The sequence below is a fragment of the Cognatishimia sp. 1_MG-2023 genome (assembly GCF_030548175.1).
In the GTDB taxonomy this organism is placed as follows: domain Bacteria; phylum Pseudomonadota; class Alphaproteobacteria; order Rhodobacterales; family Rhodobacteraceae; genus Cognatishimia.
The window spans coordinates 290680-315188 of record NZ_JAUORX010000001.1 but is presented as its reverse complement, the minus strand read 5'-3'; the positions used below and the strand labels follow the sequence as shown (position 1 = coordinate 315188).

The following is a 24509-nucleotide window of genomic DNA, read 5'->3' as shown; positions in this document are numbered from 1 at the left end:
GCCACTTGAGATTAGGCACATTACCCCAAGATACGCGTGACCATTTCGGTGGTGTCGCGGCTGAGGTTTTCGGTGGCGAGTATGCGCTCTAGCTGGGTTTTGACCTTGGCTTGGCGGGCATCGTCGTAGCGTTTCCAGGTTTGGAAGGCGGTGCACATGCGGGCCGTGGTCTGCGGGTTCAGCGGATCAAGCTTGATCAGGTAGTCCGCCAAGAGTTCGTACCCTGCGCCGCTTTCGTGATGGAAGCCCGCGTGGTTGCCCGCCAGAGCGCCAAGAGTGGCGCGGAAGCGGTTGGGGTTGGTCATGTCGAAATCTGGGTGCTGAGTTAGGGCGCGGGCTGTTGCTGCGGCCTCGTCCGGTTTGGCGAGGGTGATTTGCAGGCCGAACCATTTGTTGACCACAAGTCGGTCGTGTTTCCATTGATCATAGAAGGCTTGGACAGCATCGGTGCCTTCGCCCGCCTGAACCAGTTGGGACAGAGCCGCGATTTGCTGGGTCATGTTGTCCGCCGCGGCGAATTGTTTGGCTGCGGTGTCAGATTGGCCGAGCTTGGTCATAAGGGCCATTGCGACGTTCGCCAGACTGCGTTTGCCTGAGCCATCGGCATCTGGGGCATAGTCGCCTGTGGGCTGGTTGTCCGCATAGAGCGCGGGCAGCAGGTCGGCGAGGGCGGTGGCCTGCGCGGTGCGTAGGGCTTCGCGGGCGGTGTGGATTTTGGCGGGGTCTGGAATGCCGCCTTCGTCCGCGATGACGCCTGCAATTTCGGATTCGCTAGGCACCGCGACCATGAGGGCACGGTATGCGGGATCAAGTGTCGTGTCGGCAATCACGGCTTTGAGGCCTGCGAGGTAGTCTGGGTTCGGTTGTGCGTCGGTGCGGATCATGTCGAGCAGGGTGTCGCGCGCCAGATCGCGGCCAGATTCCCAGCGGTTGAAGCTGTCGGTGTCATGGGCAAGCAAGAAAGCGCGGCGGGCGTTGTCGATGTCTTGTTCCAGCATCACTGGGGCGGAGAAGCCGCGCAGGATGGATGGGATTGGACGTGCAGCGAGGTTTTCGAAGGTGAAGGCTTGCTCTGCTTCGGTCAGCTCTAGGATTTCGGTTGGGTGGGTTTCGTCGCCATTTGGGTTCAGCAAGCCAACGGCCACGGGGATGACGCGTGGGTCTTTGATGTCTTGGCCCGGTGTTGGGGCGGTGGATTGCGACAGGTGCAGGGTGAATGTGCCGGTGTCGGCATCCCATTCCTCGCGGACGGATAGTTTTGGCGTGCCGGATTGGCTGTACCAGCGTTTGAATTGCGAGAGGTCGCGGCCTGTGGAGTCCTCAAAGACTTTGATCCAGTCCTCAATCGTGGCGGCGTCACCGTCGTGACGGGTGAAGTAAAGGTCCAGCGCCTTGTAGTAGGCATCGTGGCCCACAAGGGTTTTCAGCATGCCGATGACTTCGGCGCCTTTTTCATAGACCGTTGCGGTGTAGAAATTGTTGATCTCTTGGAATTCTTCTGGGCGCACAGGATGGCTGAGGGGGCCTTGATCCTCTGGGAACTGACGGGCGCGCAGGGCGATGACGTCTTCGATGCGCTTTACCGGTTCGCTGCGCATGTCGGATGTGAATTGCGCGTCGCGGTAAACTGTTAGACCTTCTTTCAAGCACAGTTGGAACCAATCGCGGCAGGTGATGCGGTTGCCGGTCCAGTTGTGGAAGTATTCGTGGGCGATGATCGCCTCGATGCGTTCGAAATCTGCATCGGTGGATGTGGCTTGGGAGGCGAGAACGCAGGAGGAGTTGAAGACATTGAGGCCTTTGTTCTCCATCGCGCCCATGTTGAAATCATCCACGGCGACGATGTTGAAGATGTCGAGGTCATATTCGCGGCCATAGACGTCTTCGTCCCATTTCATGGAATCCTTGAGTGCCTGCATGCCAAAGGCGCATTTGTCTTCGTCACCGGGGCGGACGTAGATGTTTAGTTCAACGTTTTTGCCGGACATTGTGGTGAATTGGCCGGGGTGGTTGATCAGCTCGCCCGCGACGAGAGCAAAGAGGTAGGCGGGTTTTTTCCATGGGTCGGACCATTCGGCGAAGCCTTCGCCGGATGCGCCGGGGTTGCCGTTTGACAGAAGCACCTTTTCATTGCCTTCAACGCGGACATCGAATGTCGCCATGACGTCTGGGCGGTCTGGGTAGTAGGTGATTTTGCGAAAGCCTTCGGCCTCGCATTGGGTGCAATACATGCCATTTGACATATAGAGCCCTTCGAGGGCGGTGTTGGTTGAGGGGGAGATTTCGACCTCTGCCTCGAAGGTGAAGGGGGCGTCGGGGGCAGTTGCGGAGAGGCCTTCGGGCGTGACGGTTGGGGTGATGGTTTCGCCGTTGATCTTGGCAGAGATCAGTTTAAGCTGCTCGCCGTGCAAGAAGAACGTTTTGTCCGTAGCGTCGGGATTTGGACGGAACTGTATGCGGGACAGCACGCGGGTCTCGGTTGGGTGCAGCTTGAACGTTAAGTGCACGCTGTCGATCAGATAGCCGAAGGGGGTGTAGTCCTTGAGGTAGATCGTCTGGGGGGCTGCGTCACGCATGGGGGGGCTCCGTCATATGGTGTTACGGATAGGTGTAATACACGCGGCGGGGGCTGCAAGCGGAATGGCAGTGTTAATTTGATTTTGATGCTAGCAATTGTGCGATGTCTTCTGACTGGCGCACAGTGTCGTAAAATTCAGTAAAGCTATTTTTGTATTGGTCGTGTTCGAGCTCTTTGAAAATGGATTGAAACACGTGATCGAGGTCTACGGTCCGATTTTGCCAGATGGAAATGGCGAGGCATTTCTCAGGGTTGGCACCACCTGATTTGATATCCCGTTGTGTCTTTCTCAGAATGTCCGTTTCGTTTGCCATATCAAGGACTTTGGGAATGAGGTGTGACGTTGTGAATTGGCGTAAGGCGTTAATTGTATCGATGGGGTCATTGTTTGGATGGAATTCGAACCATGGTTTGTCGAAAAATAAGGGTGACCAAAGCCTTGAGCGCGTGGGTTGCTGAAAGCGGCTATATTTGCGTCGCATTCCTACAGCAAGAATTTGGTTAATCGGATGCCAGTAGACTTGTGGATATGGCTCGATCACAACGGTTTGGTCTGGGTAGTCACGCTTTGCTAAGTTTATGGCGCCAGTCATATAGGCGTTGAGCTGCCAGACAAGTAGCCCTCTGCGCTGTCGCGTAAGGTTAAGTTCAGCTATTGCGGCTGAACACTGGTCTAGGATGCTGCTGGTAAAAGGCTTCAATGTGAAATTCTTGTCCTGCGTTGGCTCACTGCCGCTTCAGTGTGAATCCGTGGCTGGTTCTGAATTGGTCGGCAGAAAACTGGCGTAGGGTGAAGCAGGTTTCGCGGCCAGCGCGGAGTTCGGTGAGGCGGGTGCAGAGCTGGTTGCCTTCGATGCGCCATGTGCCGCCGTCGGGGGCTTGGCTTTCTGTGGCGACTTTTAGGGTTTTGTTGCTTTTGAACTGCATTGAGCCGGAATAGTATTGGCCATTGATGTGGCCGTTATATCGAAAGCTTTGGCCGGTGATCTGTTGGGCGACTTGAGTGCCAGATAGGATGTTGGATTGTTGGGCTGTCGCCGTCCCGGTTAGTAGTGTGGCGACGATAAGGGCAGACACGAAGGGTTTGCGCATTCGTTAGGTCTTTCTGAAATATGTTGGTCCGCGGTGCGGGAAAAATATAGCTGTCCCACCAGTTTTTGCGCGAAGTTCATGGGATGGCAAGCTTTGTGGCTTAGGGGCAGTTGGTCTTGTCTGGGCATTACCCTGAAAAATGCGAAGCTGATTTTGGTATAGTTCTTTGTCCAGTTTGTTGCTGACTTCGCGGAATTGACCTAACACTTGGCGCAACAGATTAATTTGCGGGGAGATCATCCATGTCGCGTATCGAAAAAGCAGGGTTGCAGGTTGCTGCAGAGTATGTGGATTTCATTGAAGGGCAGGCTTTGCCCGGTAGTGGGGTCTCTGTGGATGCGTTTTGGGATGGGTTGAGCCATCTGGCGCATGCGTTTGGGCCAGAGAATGCAGCGCTTTTGCAGAAGCGTGAGGATTTGCAGCAGCAGATTGATGCGTGGCACAGTGCGCGTCGGGGGCAGGCGCATGATGCGGTGGCTTATAAGGCGTTCTTGCAAGAGATTGGGTATCTGTTGCCTGAGGGGGATGATTTTCAGATAGAGACCTCGAATGTTGATCCAGAGATCGCATTGGTTCCGGGGCCGCAGTTGGTCGTGCCTGTTACCAATGCGCGTTATGCGTTGAATGCAGCGAATGCGCGGTGGGGGTCTTTGTATGATGGCTTCTACGGCACGGATGCGCTGGGCGACTTGCCAGAGGGTAAAGGGTTTGACGCAGCGCGTGGGGCCAAGGTTGTTGCCGCAGCGAAGGCGCATCTGGATGAGGCGGTTCCGTTTGAGGGCTGTGCTTGGGCTGATGCGAAGGGATTTGATTTTCAGGATGGTCAGTTTGTGGCGGTTACGGCGAATGGGGCGTTTCCATTGGCGAAGCCTCAGCAGTTCCGTGGGATTACCGATGACCTTACACAGATCATCTTTGTTAAGAATGGTCTGCATATCCGCGTGGTGATTAACCCAAGCCATTCCATTGGCAAGACGGACCCTGCGGGGATTGCGGATGTGATCCTAGAGAGTGCGGTTTCCGCGATTATGGATTGCGAAGACTCTGTTGCCTGTGTGGATGCAGAGGAAAAGGTGCAGGCCTATGCCAATTGGCTGGGGTTGATGAAGGGTGATCTGGAAGAGAGTTTTGAGAAGGGCGGTAAGACTGTAACTCGTCGTTTGAATGATGATCTGGCGTATAACACCGCAGCCGGAACGCAGCGTAGCCTAAAGGGGCGCGCGTTGTTGTGGGTGCGGAACGTGGGGCATCTGATGACAAATCCCACAGTGTTGGATCGTGATGGGAATGAAATCTACGAAGGGCTGATGGATGCGCTGACCACGGTGATGATTGCCAAGCATGATTTACAGCGGGAGAGCGGGAACTCTGTCAAAGGGTCCGTGTATATCGTGAAGCCAAAGATGCATGGGCCAGAAGAGGTTGCCTTTGCGGATAAGATTTTTGGCTATGTCGAAGAGGTGCTGGGGCTGCCTGCCAATACCGTCAAGATCGGTATCATGGATGAAGAGCGCCGGACCTCTGTGAACCTAAAGGAATGCATCCGGGCGGCGAAGTCTCGGGTGGCGTTTATCAACACTGGGTTCTTGGATCGGACTGGGGATGAGATTCATACCTCCATGGAGGCGGGGCCTTTCTTGCGCAAAGACGCAATTAAGGGCGAAGGCTGGATTGCGGCCTATGAGGCGCTGAACGTCGATATCGGTTTGGAATGCGGTCTAAAGGGTAAGGCGCAGATCGGTAAGGGCATGTGGGCCATGCCGGATATGATGGCCGCTATGATTAAACAGAAGGTGGGCCATCCAGAGGCGGGTGCCACCTGTGCTTGGGTGCCTAGCCCAACGGCTGCGACCTTGCATGCGCTGCATTACCATAAGGTCGATGTGATGGGGGTGCAGGATAAGCTGCTTGCTGGGGGGCGTCGTGCCTCTGTGGATGAGATCTTAGAGATACCTTTGGCGGTCAACCCTGATTGGAGTGCCGAAGACATCCAGCGCGAGATTGAGAATAACGCGCAGGGTATCCTTGGCTATGTCGTGCGTTGGGTTGATCAAGGGGTGGGTTGTTCGAAGGTGCCGGATATCAATGACGTAGGATTGATGGAAGATCGTGCGACTTGTCGGATTAGCTCGCAGCATATTGCGAACTGGCTGCATCATGATGTGGTGAATGCCCAAGACGTGATGAAAGCGATGCATAAGATGGCGGCCGTTGTGGATGGGCAGAATGCGGGTGATCCGCTGTATACGCCTATGGCGCCGGGGTTTGATGGGATTGCCTTTCAAGCGGCCTGTGATCTGGTCTTTAAGGGACGTATTCAGCCGTCTGGGTATACCGAGCCTGTGTTGCATGGGCGTCGGCTAGAGCTAAAGGCGTCGTAAGCGCATATGCTGAGACGCAGAGATATGATGATTGGGATGGCCGGAGCATTAAGCTTTGGCCGTTCTGCGTTTGGGGAGGCTGTGACTGGTTTGTATGTTCCACCCGAAGAGGGGCCGCATGAGCGGACCCTTATGCAATGGCCCAATAGTCGCAAAGTTTATGCCGAGCGCTGGGCGTTGGATGAAACAAAGCAAGCGATTGCCGATATTGCCAATACGATTGTTGATTTCGAACCGGTTGTGATGCTGGCAGATGCTAGGATGCATCGGGAGATGCGCAAGCTGTTGTCGGATCGTGTTGAGATTTGGGATATTCCGACCGAGGATTTGTGGTGTCGTGATAGTGGACCTTTGTTCGCTGTGCGGGATGGCGCGTTGGTTGTGAGCCATTTGCAGTTTAACGGTTGGGGCAACAAGCAGGTGCATCGCAATGATCGCGGTGTCGCTGTGCGTGTGGCGGATCGGTTGGGGCTGGATGTTGTGAGCAGTGGCTTGATCGGCGAGGCCGGTGGGGTTGAACACGACGGGCACGGGTTGCTGATGGCGCATGAAAGCTCTTGGGTGAATAAGAACCGGAATGCTGGACTGTCGCGCGATGAGATAGAGGCGAGGTTATTGGCGGCTTATGGGGCGGATCGGATGATCTGGTCTAAGGGTGTGTATAATCTGGACATTACGGATTACCACATTGATAGCTTGGCGCGGTTTACCGGCGCTGGGCGGGTGTTGATGAACTTGCCGTCGCAGGTGGATCGAAATGACCCGTTTCATATAGCGGCGGTGGAGACCCATGACGCTTTGCAGCGCGCTGGGCTTTCTGTGGATGTGATTGATGAGCCGAAGTGGCCGCGCGCGCAGGATGATGATTTTGTGGCGTCTTATGCGAATTACTACGTCTGTAATGGTGCGGTGATTGCCGCGCAGTTTGGTGATAGCCGGGCAGATGCAAGAGCGCGTGATGCACTGGAACGGCATTATCCGGGGCGTGAGGTGGTGGTGTTGAACGTGGATGCCTTGGGCTATTTGGGTGGCGGTATTCACTGTGCCACGCAACAAATGCCGAAAATCACGTAATTTTCCCCCGAAATATCGTTTCCAATGCAAGCCAACTAGGCAATGATGCAAGCGACGAAAGCAGCGATAGGCTGCATTAAACAAGGGTAGGGACAGAACCATGGCAGAAATCAATTTGCGCAAGGCGCGTACGATCATTCGTAAGTCATTAGAGCAAGGCCGCGAGATGAACCTAAAGCCGCTTTCTGTTGTGGTGATGGATGCAGGCGGGCATGTGATTGCGTTTGAACGCGAAGATGACTCGGCCCCTGGGCGGTTTGCGATTGCGCATGGTAAAGCTTATGGCGCGGTGATGTTGGGCATGGCGGGTCGTGCGCAGATGGCACGCGCGGAACAACAGCCGTATTTCATGGCCGCTGTGAACGGTGCCTATGGTGGGCAGGTGATCCCGGTTCCGGGTGGCGTTTTGGTGCGCGACAAAAAGGGCGGCATCATTGGTGCGGTTGGCCTGACGGGCGATACCTCTGAAAACGATGCAGAAGCTGCGCTGGCAGGGATTGCTGCGGCTGGCCTAGAAGGCGAAGCATAAGAGTTAGCTGATCCCCGACGCTGGCGAAGGCTGGCGTCGGGGCTGGCGAACAGCCAGATTGGTGGGCAATTCCGCCGGTTTTATGGTCTATTTGACCATGGTGAACTTTGGTTCCTTAGAATTCGCTGGTTGTTGCGTCTTCTTGCTGTAGTCTTTTCCTTGGATTTTTCGAAAGGACCTCTATGCGCCGTCCCGTTGTTGGCATCATTGGCAATCAGTATTTGATTGATGATCAATATCCGGCCCATGCGGGTGGGAAGATGAACTCTGAGGCGATTGCGCAGGTGGCAGGTTGCATGCCCTTGTTGATCCCGGCGGACCCTCGGTTGGTTTCGGTGCCGGAGTTATTGGCGCAATGCGATGGTTTTTTGCTGACCGGTGGGCGACCCAATGTACATCCCAGTGAATATGGCGAGGACGTCACCGATGCACATGGCGAGTTTGATCAGGCGCGTGATGCGATTGTATTGCCATTGGTGCGGGCTTGCGTTGAGAGTGGGCAGCCCTTTTTAGGTGTGTGCCGTGGCTTTCAAGAGGTGAATGTGGCTATGGGTGGCTCGCTTTATCCTGAAATTCGCGATTTGCCGGGGCGTATGAACCACCGGATGCCGCCGGATGGCACGTTAGAAGAAAAGTTTGAGCTGCGGCATGAGGTGAGTTTTGTCGAAGGTGGGGTGTTTCATCGGTTGATGGGGTCACAGACCGTTTTGACAAACACACTACATGGGCAGGGGATCAAAGAGGCCGGGGCGCGGGTTGTTGTTGAGGGGCATGCACCAGACGGGACCCCCGAAGCGACCTATATCAAAGATGCGCCGGGGTTTACTTTGGCGGTGCAATGGCACCCAGAATGGAATGCGGCGCATGATCCGGTTAGCCGGCCGTTGTTTACCGCCTTTGGTGACGCTGCGCGGGCTTGGTCCAGTCGGTGCTCTGGAATGGCCTAAATTAGGCCGGTTTGGATTGCATTCCTTTGATGAGGCGCAACACGATACGCCGCGGCAATAAGGGAGTGATCCAGTTTAGCATAAAGGCAAGACGCGGCTCATTGATTACAACAAGTTTGCCTTTGAGCATTCCATCATAGCCGATCTTTGCGACACTCGCGGCTGATGCTCCTTTTTGTTTGCTAAGACCCGTGTTGCCAAGGTTGGCCGTTGCCACAAACTCTGTCAGGACGAGGCCAGGATTGAGCGAGGTCACGGTAACACCTTTGTCGCGCATCTCTTCATCCAGCGCCTGGCTATAGGACATGACGAATGCTTTTGATGCAAAGTAAACGGCTTGTAGCGGGCCAGGTATCATTGCTGCCGTTGAGGCAACGTTGAGAATTTTGCCACCGCCATTCTCTATCATTTGCATGCCAAATGCGTGGCTAAGTTCGGCCAAAGCTTTCACGTTAAGGTCGATCATCGCAGCCTCTGAAGCCCAGCTACGGTTAATGTGCATTCCGTGCCCGCCAAAGCCTGCGTTGTTGATTAGTATATCAACGGTTAAGTCGCGCGATTGGATTTCATCGATAAGATTGCGCGCACCATCTGAAGCGGCAAGATCAAGGGCGATGACGTGCACGGTCACTCCATGTTGGGCTTCGAGCTCTGCCTTTAATTCTGAAAGCGCGCCTTCTCGGCGGGCTGTGATGATGAGATCGCCACCTTTTGAGGCGTGATATTTGGCAAATTCTTTACCGATGCCAGACGAAGCCCCGGTGATGAGCGCAGTTTTTTTCACAGCTAAACTCCGTTTCTGAGATGGCGAACTTGTCGATATGACATATTTAGTGCAAAGTGTCAGTGTGTCAATTGACAAATTTTGGTAAAATTGTCAGAAGCTTGATATGGAAGAAAAACTACCGCTCCCCAAGGACCCCAAACTGGCCGCCATTTTGAAAGCAGCCTTTGAGGCGTTTGGGATGTACGGATTTCGACGTACGTCGATGGAGGATATTGCTCAGGGCGCAGCGATGTCGCGTGCGGCTGTGTATCTTCAGTTTAAAAACAAAGAAGACATCTTTCGGACATTGGTCGCTTGGTACTACGAGCAATCTTACTTGGATTTGAAAGCGGCGTTAAGTCAGCCCGGTTCTGTTGATGACGTATTGCTGGCTGGTTTTCGGGCGCAGTCCGGGGAGGCGTTCAAGGCTTTGTTGAATTCTCCGCATGGCGGCGAATTGCTAGATGCGAAAACTACAGCAGCAGGAGAGGTGGTGGCCGCTGGTGATGCCAAGATCATTGGGCTTTATGCTGAGTGGCTGGACGGATTGGCCGCCGAAGATCGTATTGATCTGCGGCCCTATGGCGGATCTTCTGTGGATGTCGCACGTTTGATGATGACCGCATTGTGGGGACTGAAGGCAGGTGTTCCTAGCTATGATGACTATGCGGCAGGTCGGGATCAATTTGCGTTGATGTTTGCGCGTGGGCTTACTGCTTAGCGTTCATTCTTTAGGTTCCGGAATGCCAAGCTCTGTGCGTTTTTTCTTGGAAAGCCCTGCAGAGACTAACCCATATGAAACCTCAATGTGCGTTTTGAGTTCTGCGTCTGATAGGCCCGGCTCGCCGTATTGTTGTAACCATTTCATCCCGCGTGATGCGAGATAGGGGGCAGGGCGAATGCCTGGTTGTTCCTGCAAAACTTCGAAGGCAAGTGGAGTGACTTTGAACGTGAAGGCATCTTTGCCTTCATTCCATCCGCAAATGGCAAAGACCTTGCCGCCGACTTTCCAGACATCGGCATTGCCCCATTGAACGACATGGGATGTTGCAGGCATTGCTTTGCAAAAAGTGTTGAATTCGTCTCGGGTCATTGTGCGCCTTTTCGAAAACATTAGGTGTGACCGTAAAGTGACGCAACCGATTGTGTCGCGACGTCGCTATGCCGCAGTGCAGAAAAATATTGCGCTTGTAATTAAATTGCGCATAAAGGGTGCATGATAGAAATCTTTGTGCGTGACGGATTGGCGTGCAGGGGGCGAGAGATGGCCGTTGGGCCATGTTTTGCAAGGTAGGAGACCGAAACATATGAACGAAATGTTTTTATTCATCAGTTCTCTAGTTTATTTTTCTATTTGCTTGCTGAATTCCGGATCGGGTTTGCGCATGACAGCGCTACCACGAAACATTGGCGTAACGAATGGTCGCAACAGGGACTATTTCTGTAGCAATTACTTGTGAAATAGGGCTGTACAAAGTAAGGAAATCCCGAGCCGGCTAAGACCGGACCGGGGAATGGAAAGTTCTGTATAGGGGGACTGGAAACGTGAAAATCGGAACACCAAAGGAGATCTTTGAGGGTGAGGCGCGTGTCGCTATGACCCCGGACTCCGCCAAGCAACTGCAAAAGCTTGGATATGAGTGTGCAATCGAAAAAGGTGCAGGTGAAGCTGCAGGTTTTTCTGACGCTCTTTATGAAGAAGCTGGCGTTGAGGTCATCAAGACCGCAGCCGGGCTTTGGAAAGAGGTCGACATTATTGCAAAGGTGCGTCAGCCGGAAGCGGTTGAGCTAAAGCGCCTGACAAAAGACAAGACGCTGATCTCTTTCTTCAACCCAGCCGGGAACGAAGAAGGCATGGAAGCTGCCAAAGCCAAGGGCGCGAATGTGATCGCCATGGAAATGGTGCCTCGTATCTCGCGCGCTCAGAAAATGGATGCTTTGTCGTCCATGGCGAATATCGCGGGTTATCGCGCGGTGATCGAAGCGGGTAACAACTTTGGCCGTTTCTTTACCGGTCAGATCACAGCGGCGGGTAAAGTTCCTCCTGCGAAGATCTTGGTTGTTGGTGCGGGTGTTGCTGGTTTGGCGGCTATTGGTACGGCGACGTCGCTGGGTGCAATCACCTATGCGTTTGACGTGCGTCCAGAAGTGGCTGAGCAAGTTGAATCCATGGGGGCCGAGTTTGTTTACCTCGACTTTGAGGAAGAACAGCAAGACGGCGCGGCGACCGGTGGCTATGCCTCTGTTTCTAGCCCAGAATTCCGCGAAGCGCAGTTGGCGAAATTCCGTGAATTGGCGCCCGAAGTTGACATCGTGATCACCACAGCGTTGATCCCGAACCGTCCAGCACCAAAGCTATGGCTTGAAGACATGATCGCGGCGATGAAGCCGGGTTCTGTTATTGTTGACCTTGCTGCAGAGCGCGGCGGCAACGCCGAAGGCACTGTGATGGACGAGAAGATCGTCACAGACAACGGCGTGACCATCGTTGGTTACACTGACTTCCCATCTCGTATGGCGTCACAAGCATCGACATTGTACGCGACAAACATCCGTCACATGATGACTGACCTGACCCCTGAAAAAGACGGTCAAATCAATCACGACATGGAAGACGATGTTATCCGTGGCGCGACAGTGACCTTTGAAGGTGACATCACATTCCCACCGCCCCCACCAAAAGTGCAGGCGATTGCGGCGCAGAAACCGAAAGAGGTGGCTCCAGAGCTGACTCCGGAAGAGAAGCGCGCTCAGGAAGTTGCTGAATTCAAAGCGCAAACCAAGCAGCAGGTTACTTTGCTTGCCGTTGGTGGTGCATTGATTTTGGGTGCGGGTCTTTTCGCGCCTGCCAGCTTTATGCAGCACTTTATCGTGTTTGTTCTGGCGGTCTTTGTTGGCTTCCAAGTGATCTGGGGCGTGGCGCACAGCTTGCACACACCTTTGATGGCTGTGACCAACGCGATTTCCTCGATCATCATTTTGGGTGCTTTGATGCAGATTGGTTCTGGATCAGCCTTGGTGATTATCCTCGCCGCGCTTTCGGTCTTTATGGCCGGGATCAACATTTTCGGCGGCTTCCTCGTAACACGGCGCATGCTCGCCATGTTCCAGAAATCTTAAGGAGACGGGGACAATGGAATTTGGTTTCACTACAGCGGCCTATGTCGTCGCAGCAGTTCTGTTCATCCTGTCATTGGGTGGTCTGAGCGGTCAAGAAAGCGCGAAACGCGCTGTTTGGTATGGTATTGTAGGTATGGCTTTGGCCGTGGCTGCAACGCTGATTGGTCCGGGCTCTGGTCTGTGGCTTTTGTCTATCCTGCTGATCGCCGGTGGTGGTTCGATTGGTTACTACGTTGCGCAAAAGGTTCAGATGACCGAAATGCCGCAACTGGTGGCTGCGATGCACTCGCTGGTTGGTTTGGCTGCGGTTTTTGTGGGCGTTATCGCGCATATTGAACTGGGCCGCGTACTGGTTATGGACGATGCCGAAAAGAAAGCGTTGGATGGTTTTGCAGCACTTTTGGCTAAGAAAGACGCGATTGAGATCGGCATCCTACGGGTTGAGCTGTTCTTGGGTGTCTTTATTGGTGCGGTGACATTCACTGGTTCTGTCGTTGCTTATGGCAAATTGGCGGGCAAGGTGTCTTCGGCGGCAACGAAGCTTCCGGGCGGTCACATGTTGAACGCTGGCGCGGCGGTGCTGTCTGCGATCTGCTTGATCTGGTACTGCAACACCGGTGGCGTACTGCCACTGACGTTGATGACTTTGGCGGCGCTGTTCATCGGTTACCACCTGATCATGGGTATCGGCGGCGCGGATATGCCGGTTGTTGTTTCCATGCTGAACTCTTACTCGGGTTGGGCAGCAGCAGCGATTGGTTTCAGCCTTGGCAACGACCTGTTGATCGTGGTTGGTGCGTTGGTTGGTTCTTCTGGTGCGATCCTGTCCTACATCATGTGTAAAGCGATGAACCGTTCGTTCGTCAGCGTTATCCTTGGTGGTTTCGGCGGCACAACTGGTCCTGCGATGGAAGTCGAAGGCGAGCAAGTGGCGATTGATGCGGACGGTGTTGCGACAGCTTTGGACGAAGCAGACTCTGTGATCATCATCCCGGGTTACGGTATGGCGGTTGCACAGGCGCAGCAGAACGTTGCGGAGCTGACACGTCGTTTGCGTGCAAAAGGCAAAGAGGTTCGCTTTGCGATCCACCCAGTTGCGGGTCGTTTGCCGGGTCACATGAACGTATTGCTGGCTGAAGCAAAAGTGCCTTATGACATCGTGATGGAAATGGACGAGATCAACGACGACTTCCCGGAAACGGATGTTGCGATTGTTATCGGTTCCAACGACATCGTTAACCCAGCGGCACAAGAAGATCCGAACTCTCCAATCGCGGGCATGCCGGTTCTGGAATGCTGGAAAGCGAAGCAGGTGTTTGTGTCTAAGCGTGGTCAAGGTACTGGGTATTCCGGTATCGAAAACCCGCTGTTCTACAAAGAGAACACACGCATGTTCTATGGTGATGCGAAAGCGTCCTTGGATACATTGCTGACGCTGATCTCTTAAGGCTAACGTTAAATAAAAATTGAAAACTCCGCCTTTTTGGCGGAGTTTTTTTATGCGTGGATGCTTTGTATGGGGCAAACCGTTGGATGTGCGACCCTTTAGATACGTTGGTGGAGCGTGCCTTCCGCACTTATTTCCCACTGTGTTAGAATGGGCAGGCACAGGAGGATGTCATGCAAAAAGTAAATGGAATTGGTGGCTTTTTCTTTCGGGCAAAGGACCCGAAGGCATTGGCTGAATGGTACGAAACGCATCTTGGGGTGGATCAGGTTGCAGAGCTGCCTTGGGCCACAGAAGCGGGATACACGGTGTTTGCGCCATTTGCGAAAGACACTGAATATTTTGGTTTGATGGCGCAGCCATGGATGATCAATTTTCGGGTCGATGATATTGATGCGATGATGGCGCAGCTAAGGGCCGCGGGGATCGCGGTGGAAACCAATCCAGAGTGGGAAGCAGACGGTGAATATGGCCGGTTTGCGCGTATTCATGACCCAGAAGGCAATCCGATTGAGTTGTGGGAACCCCCGAAAACTTGAATGGGCGATCAAAGGTTTCAAAATGGCATGGGGATTTCAGTGGTTTACAGGTTTTGTATACCGTCGTATTCACGTAAGCTGTTGAAATAAATAAATTTCTTTACAATTTTGGCTTTGCGGATAGGTTTGCTTTGATGACAGGAGCCTTTGATGACGCCAATAGAAAACCATCCGCTGCGTTATAAGCTTGCCAACGAACTGCATGCGCGACCTTTCCCGTCGTTGTTGGCGCCTTCGATGGCGGCGTTTTTGGCGATTATGAAGGATCGAGATGCAGTTGGCCGGTCTAAAAGCGATGATTTGGGTTTTCTGATAAAGCTTCTGGATCGCTTTGGTGCGCCGCATCCGCAACCTGGCGCAACGCATTATTCGGGATCTTTGGGGCGGCACGAGTTGAAGTGGGAACAGCACGCGGAATTTGTGACGTTTACGATGTTTACTCCGGGGTTGTCTGATCGTGCGTTTGATCCGGCTGAATTTGAGGTTTTCCCAGAGGATTGGCTGGCAGAAGCGCCGGGGATGCGGTTTACATCCGCTTTGATCCGAGTCGAGCAGCGCCCATCAGATGATGACTTAACAAAGAAGCTAAAGGACTGGTTTGTTCCTGAGAGTTTGGCGGTGAGTTCGGTTTTGGATGGCTCCGCGATCATCGCTGGGGATTTTCGTATTTGCGCCGCCGGACATTTGCGGTTTGCGGTGTTTCCGTCAGAGAATGTTGGCCGCCAGCGCATTGGGCGCGTGGTACAGCGACTTTGCGAGATTGAGATCTATAAGTCGATGTCTATGCTTGGCTTTGCGCAATCTCGGGATGTGTCTGAGAAAATGGAACGGATTGAGCCTCAGTTGACGGCGTTGATGGATGACATGAGCGGTGACGCTGAAGCGGAAGAAACCCTGAATACGCTTTTGGGGATTTCCGGCGAGTTGGAAGCATTGGTTGCGCGGACGTCTTTTCGCTTTGGTGCGACGCGCGCGTATGAAGCGATTGTAAAGCAGCGGATCGAGGTTTTGCGGGAAGAGACCTATGCGTCGCGGCAGACTTTTGCGGAATTCATGATGCGGCGGTACGATCCTGCGATGCGTACGGTGGCTTCGACCGAAGGGCGCATTCAGACGCTGGCGGATCGGGCAATGCGGGCCGGGGAATTGTTGCGGACCAAAGTAGATGTGGCGCGGTCTGCGCAGAACCAAAAACTGCTGGAAAGTATGGATCGTCGTGCCGATTTGGCGTTGCGATTGCAGGAAACGGTTGAAGGGCTGTCGGTTGTTGCGATCAGTTACTATGCGGTGTCCTTGGCGGCCTATTTGTTTTACCCGCTGACGAGCGTTTTGGGCATCTCTAAGGGGGTGCTGATCGCGGGGCTAACATTGCCTGTTATTGGGGTTGTTTGGTGGTTGATCCGGCGGATGAAAGCCAAGATGCATTAGCGTGATTTGACTGTTCTCTTTCCTTCTATAAAGAGGATGAGTGAACTGGTTAGGCGAGTGAGTGATGACCGATAGGCTTTCTGCACGTGCGATCCTTGAGGCTTTGGTTGGGTTTCCAACTGTAAGCTCTGTTAGCAATCTTGATCTGATTGTTTGGGTGGAACGGTACTTGGCCTCACATGGGATCAAGAGCCATCGCCATTATGATCCTACAGGAACGAAAGCTGCGGTATTTGCCCATGTTGGTCCGATGGAGGCAGGCGGTGTTGTGCTGTCTGGGCATACAGATGTTGTACCTGTTGAGGGCCAAGCGTGGGATACTGATCCTTTCACCGTGATAGAGCGCGATGGTCGGCTGTATGGCCGGGGCACTTGCGACATGAAGGGTTTTGATGCGCTTGCGATTTGGGCTTTGGTTGAGGCCAAATATGCTGGTGTAACGCGTCCCTTACAATTGGCACTGAGTTATGACGAAGAAATCGGCTGCATCGGAGCGCCGGGCATGATCGAAGCGATGGCTGACCTGCCTCGGGCGACTGCTGTGATCGTTGGCGAGCCTTCGATGATGAAGGCTGTTAGTGGGCACAAGGGCACGTCGTCTTATCATGTTCATGTACGTGGGCATGAGGTGCATTCCTCGATGTTACACACAGGGGTGAATGCCATCATGTATGGCGTTAGGTTGATCGAATGGGCGAATGCAAAAAATGCCGAGGGGCTGGCGGCTAAGCCTTCTGAACTCGCGTCTGTATTTAATCCGCCATGTTCAACCGTTCATGTGGGGCAAATCAGCGGTGGGACGGCGCATAACATTACCGCGAAGGATTGCGAATTTGAGCTGGATTTCCGGGTCGTTCCCGGGGAGGCGGTTGCCGATTGGCAGGCCGCGTTTCTAGACGTGGTACGGGATGTTGAAACAGACATGCAGGCGGTGGTGACTGAGGCTGGGATTGATCTGACGCTTGGCTTTGATGTGCCCCCGTTGGTGCCTGAAGCTGATGGAGAAGCGGAAGCCTTGGTGCGGCGTTTGACCGGGGACAATAGCGCGAATGTTGTATCCTATGCGACCGAGGGTGGGCAGTTTCAGCAGGCTGGATATTCCACCGTTGTTTGTGGCCCGGGTGACATTGCACAGGCCCATCAGCCGAATGAATTTATTGACGTAGCGCAGCTTGATGCTGGAGAAGTCTTTATGCGTCAATTGCTTAAGGAATTGGTGGGATAACACCCACAGGAGAACACTATGCCGATCAAAAACCGTTTTGCCGAGTTGCTGCCTGAAATTACGGAATGGCGACGCGACATTCATGCGCATCCTGAGATATTGTTTGAAACTCATCGGACGTCGGCGCTGGTGGCAGAAAAGCTGCGTGCGTTTGGCTGTGACGAGGTTGTGACCGGGATTGGCCGTACGGGCGTTGTTGGCGTAATTAAGGGGCGGTCTGTTGCTTCGGGTAAGGTCGTTGGATTGCGGGCGGATATGGATGCCCTGCCGATCCACGAGGAAACCGGTTTAGACTATGCGTCAAAGACTGATGGGGCCATGCATGCCTGTGGGCATGATGGGCATACGTCGATGTTGTTGGGCGCTGCGAAGTACCTTGCGGAGACGCGCAATTTCGATGGCACTGTTGTTGTTATCTTTCAGCCGGCTGAAGAGGGCGGTGGCGGTGGCCGTGAAATGTGTGCGGATGGCATGATGGATCGGTTTGGTATTCAAGAGGTTTATGGGATGCACAATTGGCCGGGTGTTCCTGCGGGCACCTTTGCCATTCGTCCCGGTGCCTTTTTCGCGGCGACGGATTTGTTTGAGATTAAGTTGATTGGGCAGGGTGCCCATGCGGCCAAACCACACGACGGCATCGACCCAACTGTTATGGCGAGCCATGTTGTGTTGGCCCTGCAAACCATTGCGAGCCGGAATGCCGATCCGGTTGATCAGTTGGTGGTGTCTGTGACCTCGTTTGAGACGAGCTCTAACGCCTTTAACGTCATTCCACAGAGTGTGACCATCAAAGGCACCGTACGCACCATGAGCAAAGCGATGCGCGCCTTGGCCGAGGAACGGATCAAAGCCATTTGCACGCTACAATGCCAAAGCTTTGGTGGTGAGGCAGATGTGAATTACATGCCGGGCTATCCGGTGATGGTAAACCATGAGACGCAAACGGAGTTCGCGGCTGATGTGGCACGCTCTGTCGCTGGTGGTTGTGCTGAGGCGCCGTTGGTGATGGGCGGTGAGGATTTTGCCTATATGCTAGAAGAGCGCCCCGGCGCGTATATTCTGGTGGGCAACGGCGATAGCGCCATGGTGCATCACCCAGAATATAACTTTAACGATGATATTATTCCGGCGGGCTGTAGCTGGTGGGCGGGTATCGCCGAACAGCGTATGCCGATTTAACCGCCGGTATGGCTCATGTGGCGGGTCATTTGGCCATCCACCGTCTGGCGAGAATAGTCAAAATCGTGGCCTTTGGGCTTGTGTGAAATTGCGTTGCGAATGGCGTCTTCCAACAGTGCGTCGCCTTCGCTTTCGCGCAGGGGTGCGCGTAGGTCAGCCATGTCTTCTTGGCCGAGGCACATGTACAGCTCGCCGGTGCAGGTTAGGCGCACGCGGTTGCAGCTTTCGCAGAAGTTATGGGTCAGCGGTGTGATGAAACCAATTTTTTGGCCAGTTTCTTCGAGGCGAACATAGCGGGCAGGGCCGCCGGTACGTTCTGTAAGCTCTGTTAGTGTGAAGGTTTCACGGAGCGTTTTGCGCATGTCTTCGAGGGACCAATATTGATCAAGCCGATCCTCGTTGCCCAAATCACCCATCGGCATGACTTCGATCCATGTTAGATCCATATCACGCTCTTCGCACCATTTGATGATGGTCAGCAGTTCGTCTTCGTTGAAGCCTTTCAACGCGACAGCGTTGATTTTGACCCGAAGACCCGCCTTTTGCGCGGCATCAATGCCACGAATGACGTTTTCCAACCGGCCCCAGCGGGTGATGTCCGCGAACTTCTTTTCGTCAAGCGTGTCCAGTGAAATGTTCACGCGGCGCACACCACAGGCATAAAGCTCGTCCGCGAAACGGTGGAGCTGGCTGCCATTTGTTGTGAGAGTCAGCTCTTGTAGATCGCCGCTGTCTAGATGACGGCCCATTGCCTTGAAAAAGGTCATGATATTGCGGCGTACCAGCGGTTCACCGCCTGTAATACGCAGTTTCTTCACCCCCATTCGCACAAAGGTTGAACACATGCGATCAAGCTCTTCGAGTGTCAGCAGATCTTTCTTTGGCAGAAAGGTCATGTCTTCGGACATGCAATAGACACAACGAAAATCGCAACGGTCGGTCACGGAAACGCGCAGATAATCAATCGTGCGTTGAAATGGGTCGATCAATGGGGCTGTCATAAGCTAGACTTAAGCAGTGTCGTCTTGAGGAGCAAGGGGCATTGGGACACAGGAATGAAGGTGACATGAGATATTTTGTACTTAGTAGCATTGTTTTGATCGGGTTGGCGGGGTGTGCAGATATTAATTTGCGCGAGAATTCTGAAACAAAACCCACCGTAAACGCCGAATTAGGCGAGGTGCGGCCCGAAGCGCGGCCTACAGATAATGAAGTGGTTGAGGTCGCTGCGGCCGGGACCGCACGGGTCGGCACGCTGGGCGTGACGATTGCATCATTGGATGCCAGCATGCCCGGATTGTGGATGAAAACGCCTTTGGTTTCTGTCGCGCAGAATGGGCGCATCAGTTTCAATGGGAAAAGCGCATCGGTGCAATTGTTGCCAATTGATGGGCCAGCCACCTCTGGTAGCTTGATTTCGCTCGACGCGATGCGCGCGATTGGCGCTCCGCTGACGGGGCTGCCTGAGATTGCGGTGACTGGCGTTTAGTCGGGTAAATGCCGCGCAGCTTCTTTGCGGGCGAATGGCTTCATCGTCTCGCCATGTTCTGCAAGGAAGGCTCGGGTGCGGTCTGCGTCATGTTTTGAGAGGTCACGTAGCCACCAAGCGACAGCTTTCTGAATAAACCAATCTGGATCAGTGACATAGGTCGCGGCCCAGCCCAGAACGCGATCACGCGTTTCTAGCTCATGTGGTTTTGGGAAATTCTGTTTTGTCCAAGGCAGTGTGATGACTAAGGCCGCTCGGCGTGTCCACATATGTTCTGATGTGGTCCATTGTTCCACGGTATCCAGTCGGGAAGGGTCTGCAATCAAACGCTTTTGCCCGGCAGAGCAGGCGTGGTCGGCGATGGCCCAGCTGTCAAACTCTGGTACCCAACTTTGGATAAGTGCCCAAGCGGCATCATCTGGGCGTAGGCGTTGTTGGGTTAGGAGTTTGGACGCCGCAATTCGAGCTTCGAATATATCAGTTTTCCACAAGTTATCCGCTAGGGTGACGCGTTCTTCAACGGTGAGCGTTTGGCGCCATGTTTTGGATACGTCGTTGATTGCTGGATTTGGCACGCCCAATACTGGGCGTGTCTGTTTGTGGTATGCTGCTTTCTGTTCCGCTTGGCCGGTTTCGGCCAAGGCGGTTAGCTGTTCAATTGCGTCTTCGACGGTAAATCCCATTACTCAACGGTCACTGATTTAGCGAGGTTTCGTGGTTGGTCCACGTCTGTTCCTTTGGCAATTGCCGTGTGGTAGGCCAAAAGCTGTGCTGGAACCGCATAGAGAATTGGGCTGAGAACTGGGTCGACTTCTGGAAGAACGATAGAATTCCAGACATCATCGCCGCCTTCTTTTAGGCCTGCTTCGTCAGTGATTAGCAGCACCTTACCGTTGCGTGCCATGACTTCTTGCATGTTCGAGATCGACTTATCGAACAAGCTGTCTTTAGGCGCTAAAACAACCACAGGCACATGTTCGTCAATCAGCGCAATTGGGCCATGTTTCAACTCGCCGCTTGCGTAAGCTTCGGCGTGTATATAGCTGATTTCTTTTAGTTTTAGCGCGCCTTCAAGCGCCAGTGGGTACATTAATCCGCGGCCCAAGAATAGGATGTCGCGCGCTTCGGCGAGCTTGCGGGTGATCGCCTCCATCTGGCTTTCAATTTCCAGAGCGGTGTTTAGCACGCTTGGCAATGCACGCAGGGATGACAGGTGATCGGCGATGGTTTCGTCTGACAAGGTGCCACGATCTGATGCGGCTTTTAGGGCCAACATCAACATGACAGTTAGCTGACAGGTAAATGCCTTGGTCGATGCTACGCCGATTTCAGTGCCTGCAAGAATTGGCAATGCGACATCGCTTTCACGCGCGATAGAGCTTTCGGGCATGTTGACGACGGATAGGATTTTATCAACTTTGCCTTCGCAATAGCGAAGCGCTGCCAATGTGTCGGCTGTTTCGCCGGATTGGCTTACGAATAGCGCGACGGTGCCTTTGGTGATCGGAGGTTCGCGGTAGCGAAATTCCGAGGCGATATCGACTTCGACGGGAATGCCTGCGAGTTGTTCGAACCAATATTTTGCGGTCAGGCAGGCGTAAAATGCTGTACCGCATGCGACCATTGTCATGCGTTCGATTTTGGAAAAGTCGATGTCTTGGCCAGGTAAATTTACCTGTGTACCGTCTTGGGACAGATAATGGCGTACAGCCTCGCCGATGACAGTGGGCTGTTCGGCAATCTCTTTGGACATAAAGTGCTTATGACCGGCTTTATCGACACGTGCAGTCCCGACTTCGATTGTGCGTTTTTCCCGATTGGCGATTTCGCCGGACTCGTTGCGAATTTCAAGCGACGTGCGTGTTAGAACTGCGCTGTCACCTTCTTCGAGGTAGGTGATTTGGTTTGTCATCGGAGACAAAGCGATGGCGTCGGAGCCTACGAACATTTCGCCGTCACCATGGCCAATCGCTAGTGGCGAACCTTTACGGGCTGCTACGATCAGGTCTTCTTCGCCTTCAAAGAGGAAGGCGAGGGCAAATGCACCGTCAAGTCGTGCAAGCGTTTTGCGCGCAGCTTCTACTGGTGTCAGACCCTGCTGTAAGTGCAGTTGTGTGAGTAGGGCGACGGTTTCGGTATCTGTCTCCGTATGAAACGGGATGCCCGCTTGGGAGAGTTCTTCGCGTAATTCACGAAAGTTCTCGATGATACCATTGTGTACGACTGCCACAGGACCCGCACGATGTGGGTGAGCGTTATCGACCGATGGCGCGCCGTGTGTGGCCCAGCGGGTGTGGCCGATGCCGGACTTGCCTGCGAGAGGCTCGTGAACAAGCAAATCTGAAAGATTAACGAGTTTTCCAAGGGAGCGACGTCGATCAAGAACGCCGTTATTTACTGTTGCAATACCTGCGCTGTCATATCCGCGGTATTCCAACAGTTTTAGAGACTCCACCAGCATTGGGGCTGCTTCGTGATTACCTAGTACACCAACAATTCCGCACATTAATTCAGTCCTTTGGAAAGGTTTTTCTTCTTTAGCTTTAACATTTCAAACAATTTGCGTGCCATGCCCGGTTTTGATACTTGTGGGGCCCTTGCAAGTGCCAGCGCACCTTCCTCCACGTCTTTCGTGATAACAGACCCGCTTCCGGTCATGGCTTCGTCGCCAATTGTAACCGGCGCGACGAGCATGGTGTTTGATCCAATAAACGCACGTTTGCCGATGGTGGTTTTGTGTTTCATCACGCCATCATAATTGCAGGTAATCGTGCCTGCGCCAATGTTTGACTTTTCACCGACGGATGCATCACCGATGTAGGATAGGTGATTAACCTTTGCGCCTTCATCAATAATCGCGTTTTTGATCTCAACAAAGTTGCCGATGTGAACATCTTCGGCAAGTTCGGCACCTGGACGAAGTCGGGCATAAGGGCCGACTGTGCCGCCGCGTGAGACATGAGCACCCTCAAGGTGAGAGAACGCACGAATGCGCGTGCCGCTTTCTACGGTAACGTCTGGGCCGAAAAATACATTGGGTTCAATGACTGTGTCGCGGCCGATGATGGTGTCATGGCTGAGGTAAACAGAACTTGGATCAATTAAGGTTACGCCGTCTACCATCAGATTGGTGCGGGCGCGTTCTTGGAAGGCAGCTTCGGCCTCTGCCAGATGGACGCGAGAGTTTACACCCATGGTTTCCGTCGCATCACAAGAAATCGCAGTGGAGGAAAGGCCTTTTTCGCGGGCAATTTCTACAAGGTCTGTGAGGTAGTATTCACCAGACGCATTTTGGTTTGTAGTCGCGTCCAGAAGATCAAAGAGAACTTCGCCGCGAATAAGCATTACGCCGCTATTACAGAAGGTTATGTCGCGGACTTCATTCGTTGCGTCGGCAAACTCAACGATTGTTTCAAGCGTTTCGCCTTGCATGACCAAACGTCCGTATTTCTCGCTTGGATCAGCTTGGAAACCTAGAACCACTACGGCGTGATCTTTGCGTGCGGCGACCATACGTTCCAGCGTTTCTGGCTGGATGAAAGGGGTGTCACCATAAAGAACAAGCACATCACCGGTAAAGCCATCAAGGGCGTCCCGTGTGACCATCACTGCGTGGCCGGTGCCTTTTTGCTCTTCTTGCAAGACAACAACAGCTTCGGGATCGTACGCCTTTGCGGCAGCGTCGACAGCGTCAAAGCCGTGACCTGCGACAATCACCTGTCGTTCCGGTTCCAAAGTTGCTCCGGCCTTCATGGCATGCACAAGCATAGGCGCGCCTGCAATTTCGTGCAGCACCTTCGGGAGGTCGGAGTTCATCCGTGTGCCTTTGCCTGCGGCGAGGATAACCAGAGCGATACTCATATAAATTCTCTTTGTAATTAACTTCCGGCCGTTTTATCGGGTTGGGGGTAAGGCGCAAGGGGGTCTCGCTTCAAAGTTGGTTGCGGTTTGTGACAGTGTTGGGCGAAAAGCCGCTTTGGGCGTCATTTGAGTAAGGATATTGGCATGAAAGCCGTGATTTTCGATCTGGACGGGACACTGGCAGATACCAGTGGGGATTTGCTTGAGGCCGCGAATGTATGTTTCCGAGAGATGGGGCATGGTGATGTGCTTGATCCGGGCCGGGATGCTGGTGTCGCTTTGCGTGGTGGTCGCATGATGCTGACTGTGGGATTGAAGCGTTTGGGGCTTTTTGATCCGCAGGTGGTGGACACCTATTATCCAATGTTGCTGAGTGCCTATGGTACGGCGATTGCTGTGCATACAAAACTGTATCCGGGTGCGATTGACGCTGTCGAATGTTTGAAATCTGCCGGATACGCCGTGGGTATCTGTACGAACAAGCCCGAAGGGTTGGCGGATCAGCTTCTCAAGGAGCTTGGGGTGCGCGACGTCTTTGGCGCGTTGGTCGGTGCCGATACTTTGACGGTTCGAAAACCTGATCCGCTACCTTTGATCGAAACGGCCAGGCGCTTGGGCTGTGATCCGGCGCAATGTCTCTTGGTTGGTGATAGCGATACCGATCGTAATACTGCGAAAGCGGCCGGCGTTCCGTCCATTCTTGTAACTTTTGGTCCAAGTGGGGAGGATATGGCGGCGCTAAATCCCGAAGCGCTGATGCAGGATTACTCTGAATTACGCGAGCTCACCGAGGTTTTGATCGGTTCGGTCTAACCGCGTTATTCAGGATTTTCGTTTCCACGCTTTCAGTATGC

At 53.6% G+C, this 24509-nt stretch carries 22 protein-coding genes; 13 read left to right on the top strand and 9 right to left on the bottom strand.

The window, feature by feature from the left end; genetic code table 11:
• Positions 1–20: 20 nt before the first annotated feature.
• The 3 genes from pepN to Q4544_RS01540 form a co-directional block, all read right to left on the bottom strand.
• Positions 21–2576 (bottom strand): aminopeptidase N, encoded by a 2556-nt coding sequence (gene pepN, locus Q4544_RS01550; RefSeq protein WP_303503502.1) that lies wholly within the window; start codon positions 2574–2576, stop codon positions 21–23.
• A 73-nt stretch (positions 2577–2649) separates the two neighbouring features.
• Positions 2650–3279: a hypothetical protein gene (locus Q4544_RS01545; protein WP_303503500.1), complete on the bottom strand. Its 630-nt coding sequence runs from the start codon at positions 3277–3279 to the stop codon at positions 2650–2652.
• A gap of 25 nt (positions 3280–3304) precedes the next feature.
• Positions 3305–3670 (bottom strand): hypothetical protein, encoded by a 366-nt coding sequence (locus Q4544_RS01540; protein ID WP_303503498.1) that lies wholly within the window; start codon positions 3668–3670, stop codon positions 3305–3307.
• A gap of 242 nt (positions 3671–3912) precedes the next feature.
• Between Q4544_RS01540 and Q4544_RS01535 the strand changes: the two genes are divergently transcribed.
• From Q4544_RS01535 to Q4544_RS01520, 4 genes are all read left to right on the top strand, one after another.
• Positions 3913–6051, top strand: a complete 2139-nt coding sequence (locus Q4544_RS01535) for a malate synthase G (protein WP_303503496.1) — start codon at positions 3913–3915, stop codon at positions 6049–6051.
• A 6-nt stretch (positions 6052–6057) separates the two neighbouring features.
• On the top strand, positions 6058–7125 hold the full coding sequence (locus tag Q4544_RS01530) for an agmatine deiminase family protein (RefSeq protein WP_303503493.1): 1068 nt from the start codon (positions 6058–6060) through the stop codon (positions 7123–7125).
• 100 nt (positions 7126–7225) lie between these two features.
• Positions 7226–7654 carry a heme-binding protein gene (locus Q4544_RS01525; protein ID WP_303503491.1) on the top strand — a complete coding sequence of 143 codons (429 nt, stop codon included), beginning with the start codon at positions 7226–7228 and terminating at the stop codon, positions 7652–7654.
• A 182-nt stretch (positions 7655–7836) separates the two neighbouring features.
• Positions 7837–8601: a gamma-glutamyl-gamma-aminobutyrate hydrolase family protein gene (locus Q4544_RS01520; RefSeq protein ID WP_303503489.1), complete on the top strand. Its 765-nt coding sequence runs from the start codon at positions 7837–7839 to the stop codon at positions 8599–8601.
• 1 nt (position 8602) lies between these two features.
• On the opposite strand, the gene Q4544_RS01515 is transcribed toward Q4544_RS01520, so the two are convergent.
• The gene (locus Q4544_RS01515) at positions 8603–9385 is read right to left on the bottom strand and encodes an SDR family oxidoreductase (protein WP_303503487.1); all 783 of its coding nucleotides are present in this window, start codon (positions 9383–9385) and stop codon (positions 8603–8605) included.
• A gap of 106 nt (positions 9386–9491) precedes the next feature.
• On the opposite strand from Q4544_RS01515, the gene Q4544_RS01510 reads away from it, so the two are divergent.
• Positions 9492–10088, top strand: a complete 597-nt coding sequence (locus Q4544_RS01510) for a TetR/AcrR family transcriptional regulator (RefSeq protein ID WP_303503485.1) — start codon at positions 9492–9494, stop codon at positions 10086–10088.
• A gap of 3 nt (positions 10089–10091) precedes the next feature.
• Here the strand turns inward: Q4544_RS01510 and Q4544_RS01505 are convergent, their stop codons facing one another.
• Positions 10092–10460, bottom strand: coding sequence for an MmcQ/YjbR family DNA-binding protein (locus Q4544_RS01505; RefSeq protein WP_303503484.1), 369 nt, complete (start codon positions 10458–10460; stop codon positions 10092–10094).
• A gap of 452 nt (positions 10461–10912) precedes the next feature.
• On the opposite strand from Q4544_RS01505, the gene Q4544_RS01500 reads away from it, so the two are divergent.
• From Q4544_RS01500 to Q4544_RS01475, 6 genes are all read left to right on the top strand, one after another.
• Entirely contained in the window at positions 10913–12487 is a 1575-nt protein-coding gene (locus Q4544_RS01500; protein WP_303503482.1) for a Re/Si-specific NAD(P)(+) transhydrogenase subunit alpha, read from the top strand.
• 13 nt (positions 12488–12500) lie between these two features.
• On the top strand, positions 12501–13934 hold the full coding sequence (locus Q4544_RS01495; RefSeq protein ID WP_303503479.1) for an NAD(P)(+) transhydrogenase (Re/Si-specific) subunit beta: 1434 nt from the start codon (positions 12501–12503) through the stop codon (positions 13932–13934).
• Between the two features lie 173 nt (positions 13935–14107).
• The gene (locus Q4544_RS01490; RefSeq protein WP_303503477.1) at positions 14108–14473 is read left to right on the top strand and encodes a VOC family protein; all 366 of its coding nucleotides are present in this window, start codon (positions 14108–14110) and stop codon (positions 14471–14473) included.
• A 150-nt stretch (positions 14474–14623) separates the two neighbouring features.
• The gene (locus Q4544_RS01485) at positions 14624–15901 is read left to right on the top strand and encodes a DUF3422 family protein (protein ID WP_303503476.1); all 1278 of its coding nucleotides are present in this window, start codon (positions 14624–14626) and stop codon (positions 15899–15901) included.
• Positions 15902–15965: 64 nt separating this feature from the next.
• Entirely contained in the window at positions 15966–17126 is a 1161-nt protein-coding gene (argE, locus tag Q4544_RS01480) for an acetylornithine deacetylase (protein WP_303503474.1), read from the top strand.
• 18 nt (positions 17127–17144) lie between these two features.
• A complete protein-coding gene (locus tag Q4544_RS01475) occupies positions 17145–18305 on the top strand; it encodes a M20 aminoacylase family protein (protein ID WP_303503472.1) in 1161 nt (386 codons plus the stop codon).
• Here the strand turns inward: Q4544_RS01475 and moaA are convergent.
• Entirely contained in the window at positions 18302–19306 is a 1005-nt protein-coding gene (gene moaA, locus Q4544_RS01470) for a GTP 3',8-cyclase MoaA (protein ID WP_303503471.1), read from the bottom strand. The genes Q4544_RS01475 and moaA overlap by 4 nt on opposite strands.
• A 65-nt stretch (positions 19307–19371) precedes the next feature.
• On the opposite strand from moaA, the gene Q4544_RS01465 reads away from it, so the two are divergent.
• Positions 19372–19794: a hypothetical protein gene (locus Q4544_RS01465; protein ID WP_303503468.1), complete on the top strand. Its 423-nt coding sequence runs from the start codon at positions 19372–19374 to the stop codon at positions 19792–19794.
• Here Q4544_RS01465 and Q4544_RS01460 read toward each other — a convergent pair.
• The 3 genes from Q4544_RS01460 to glmU are packed head-to-tail and all read right to left on the bottom strand — an operon-like array spanning position 19791 to position 23655.
• Positions 19791–20477: a DNA alkylation repair protein gene (locus Q4544_RS01460; RefSeq protein WP_303503466.1), complete on the bottom strand. Its 687-nt coding sequence runs from the start codon at positions 20475–20477 to the stop codon at positions 19791–19793. The genes Q4544_RS01465 and Q4544_RS01460 overlap by 4 nt on opposite strands.
• Complete coding sequence (gene glmS, locus Q4544_RS01455; RefSeq protein WP_303503463.1) at positions 20477–22300, bottom strand: glutamine--fructose-6-phosphate transaminase (isomerizing); 1824 nt, start codon at positions 22298–22300, stop codon at positions 20477–20479. The genes Q4544_RS01460 and glmS overlap by 1 nt, the downstream gene beginning before the upstream one ends.
• Positions 22300–23655, bottom strand: coding sequence for a bifunctional UDP-N-acetylglucosamine diphosphorylase/glucosamine-1-phosphate N-acetyltransferase GlmU (gene glmU, locus Q4544_RS01450; RefSeq protein ID WP_303503460.1), 1356 nt, complete (start codon positions 23653–23655; stop codon positions 22300–22302). The genes glmS and glmU overlap by 1 nt, the downstream gene beginning before the upstream one ends.
• Positions 23656–23799: 144 nt before the next feature.
• Between glmU and Q4544_RS01445 the strand changes: the two genes are divergently transcribed.
• On the top strand, positions 23800–24468 hold the full coding sequence (locus Q4544_RS01445; protein ID WP_303503458.1) for an HAD-IIIA family hydrolase: 669 nt from the start codon (positions 23800–23802) through the stop codon (positions 24466–24468).
• Positions 24469–24509: the final 41 nt, after the last annotated feature.

Excerpts from the sequence above, each read along its gene's own strand:
- pepN (WP_303503502.1), bottom strand. The coding sequence starts at position 2,576 with ATGCGTGACGCAGCCCCCCAGACGATCTACCTCAAGGACTACACCCCC.
- Q4544_RS01540 (WP_303503498.1), bottom strand. The coding sequence starts at position 3,670 with ATGCGCAAACCCTTCGTGTCTGCCCTTATCGTCGCCACACTACTAACC.
- Q4544_RS01535 (WP_303503496.1), top strand. The coding sequence starts at position 3,913 with ATGTCGCGTATCGAAAAAGCAGGGTTGCAGGTTGCTGCAGAGTATGTG.
- Q4544_RS01530 (WP_303503493.1), top strand. The coding sequence starts at position 6,058 with ATGCTGAGACGCAGAGATATGATGATTGGGATGGCCGGAGCATTAAGC.
- Q4544_RS01525 (WP_303503491.1), top strand. The coding sequence starts at position 7,226 with ATGGCAGAAATCAATTTGCGCAAGGCGCGTACGATCATTCGTAAGTCA.
- Q4544_RS01520 (WP_303503489.1), top strand. The coding sequence starts at position 7,837 with ATGCGCCGTCCCGTTGTTGGCATCATTGGCAATCAGTATTTGATTGAT.
- Q4544_RS01510 (WP_303503485.1), top strand. The coding sequence starts at position 9,492 with ATGGAAGAAAAACTACCGCTCCCCAAGGACCCCAAACTGGCCGCCATT.
- Q4544_RS01505 (WP_303503484.1), bottom strand. The coding sequence starts at position 10,460 with ATGACCCGAGACGAATTCAACACTTTTTGCAAAGCAATGCCTGCAACA.
- Q4544_RS01495 (WP_303503479.1), top strand. The coding sequence starts at position 12,501 with ATGGAATTTGGTTTCACTACAGCGGCCTATGTCGTCGCAGCAGTTCTG.
- Q4544_RS01490 (WP_303503477.1), top strand. The coding sequence starts at position 14,108 with ATGCAAAAAGTAAATGGAATTGGTGGCTTTTTCTTTCGGGCAAAGGAC.
- Q4544_RS01485 (WP_303503476.1), top strand. The coding sequence starts at position 14,624 with ATGACGCCAATAGAAAACCATCCGCTGCGTTATAAGCTTGCCAACGAA.
- argE (WP_303503474.1), top strand. The coding sequence starts at position 15,966 with ATGACCGATAGGCTTTCTGCACGTGCGATCCTTGAGGCTTTGGTTGGG.
- Q4544_RS01475 (WP_303503472.1), top strand. The coding sequence starts at position 17,145 with ATGCCGATCAAAAACCGTTTTGCCGAGTTGCTGCCTGAAATTACGGAA.
- moaA (WP_303503471.1), bottom strand. The coding sequence starts at position 19,306 with ATGACAGCCCCATTGATCGACCCATTTCAACGCACGATTGATTATCTG.
- Q4544_RS01465 (WP_303503468.1), top strand. The coding sequence starts at position 19,372 with ATGAGATATTTTGTACTTAGTAGCATTGTTTTGATCGGGTTGGCGGGG.
- Q4544_RS01460 (WP_303503466.1), bottom strand. The coding sequence starts at position 20,477 with ATGGGATTTACCGTCGAAGACGCAATTGAACAGCTAACCGCCTTGGCC.
- glmS (WP_303503463.1), bottom strand. The coding sequence starts at position 22,300 with ATGTGCGGAATTGTTGGTGTACTAGGTAATCACGAAGCAGCCCCAATG.
- glmU (WP_303503460.1), bottom strand. The coding sequence starts at position 23,655 with ATGAGTATCGCTCTGGTTATCCTCGCCGCAGGCAAAGGCACACGGATG.
- Q4544_RS01445 (WP_303503458.1), top strand. The coding sequence starts at position 23,800 with ATGAAAGCCGTGATTTTCGATCTGGACGGGACACTGGCAGATACCAGT.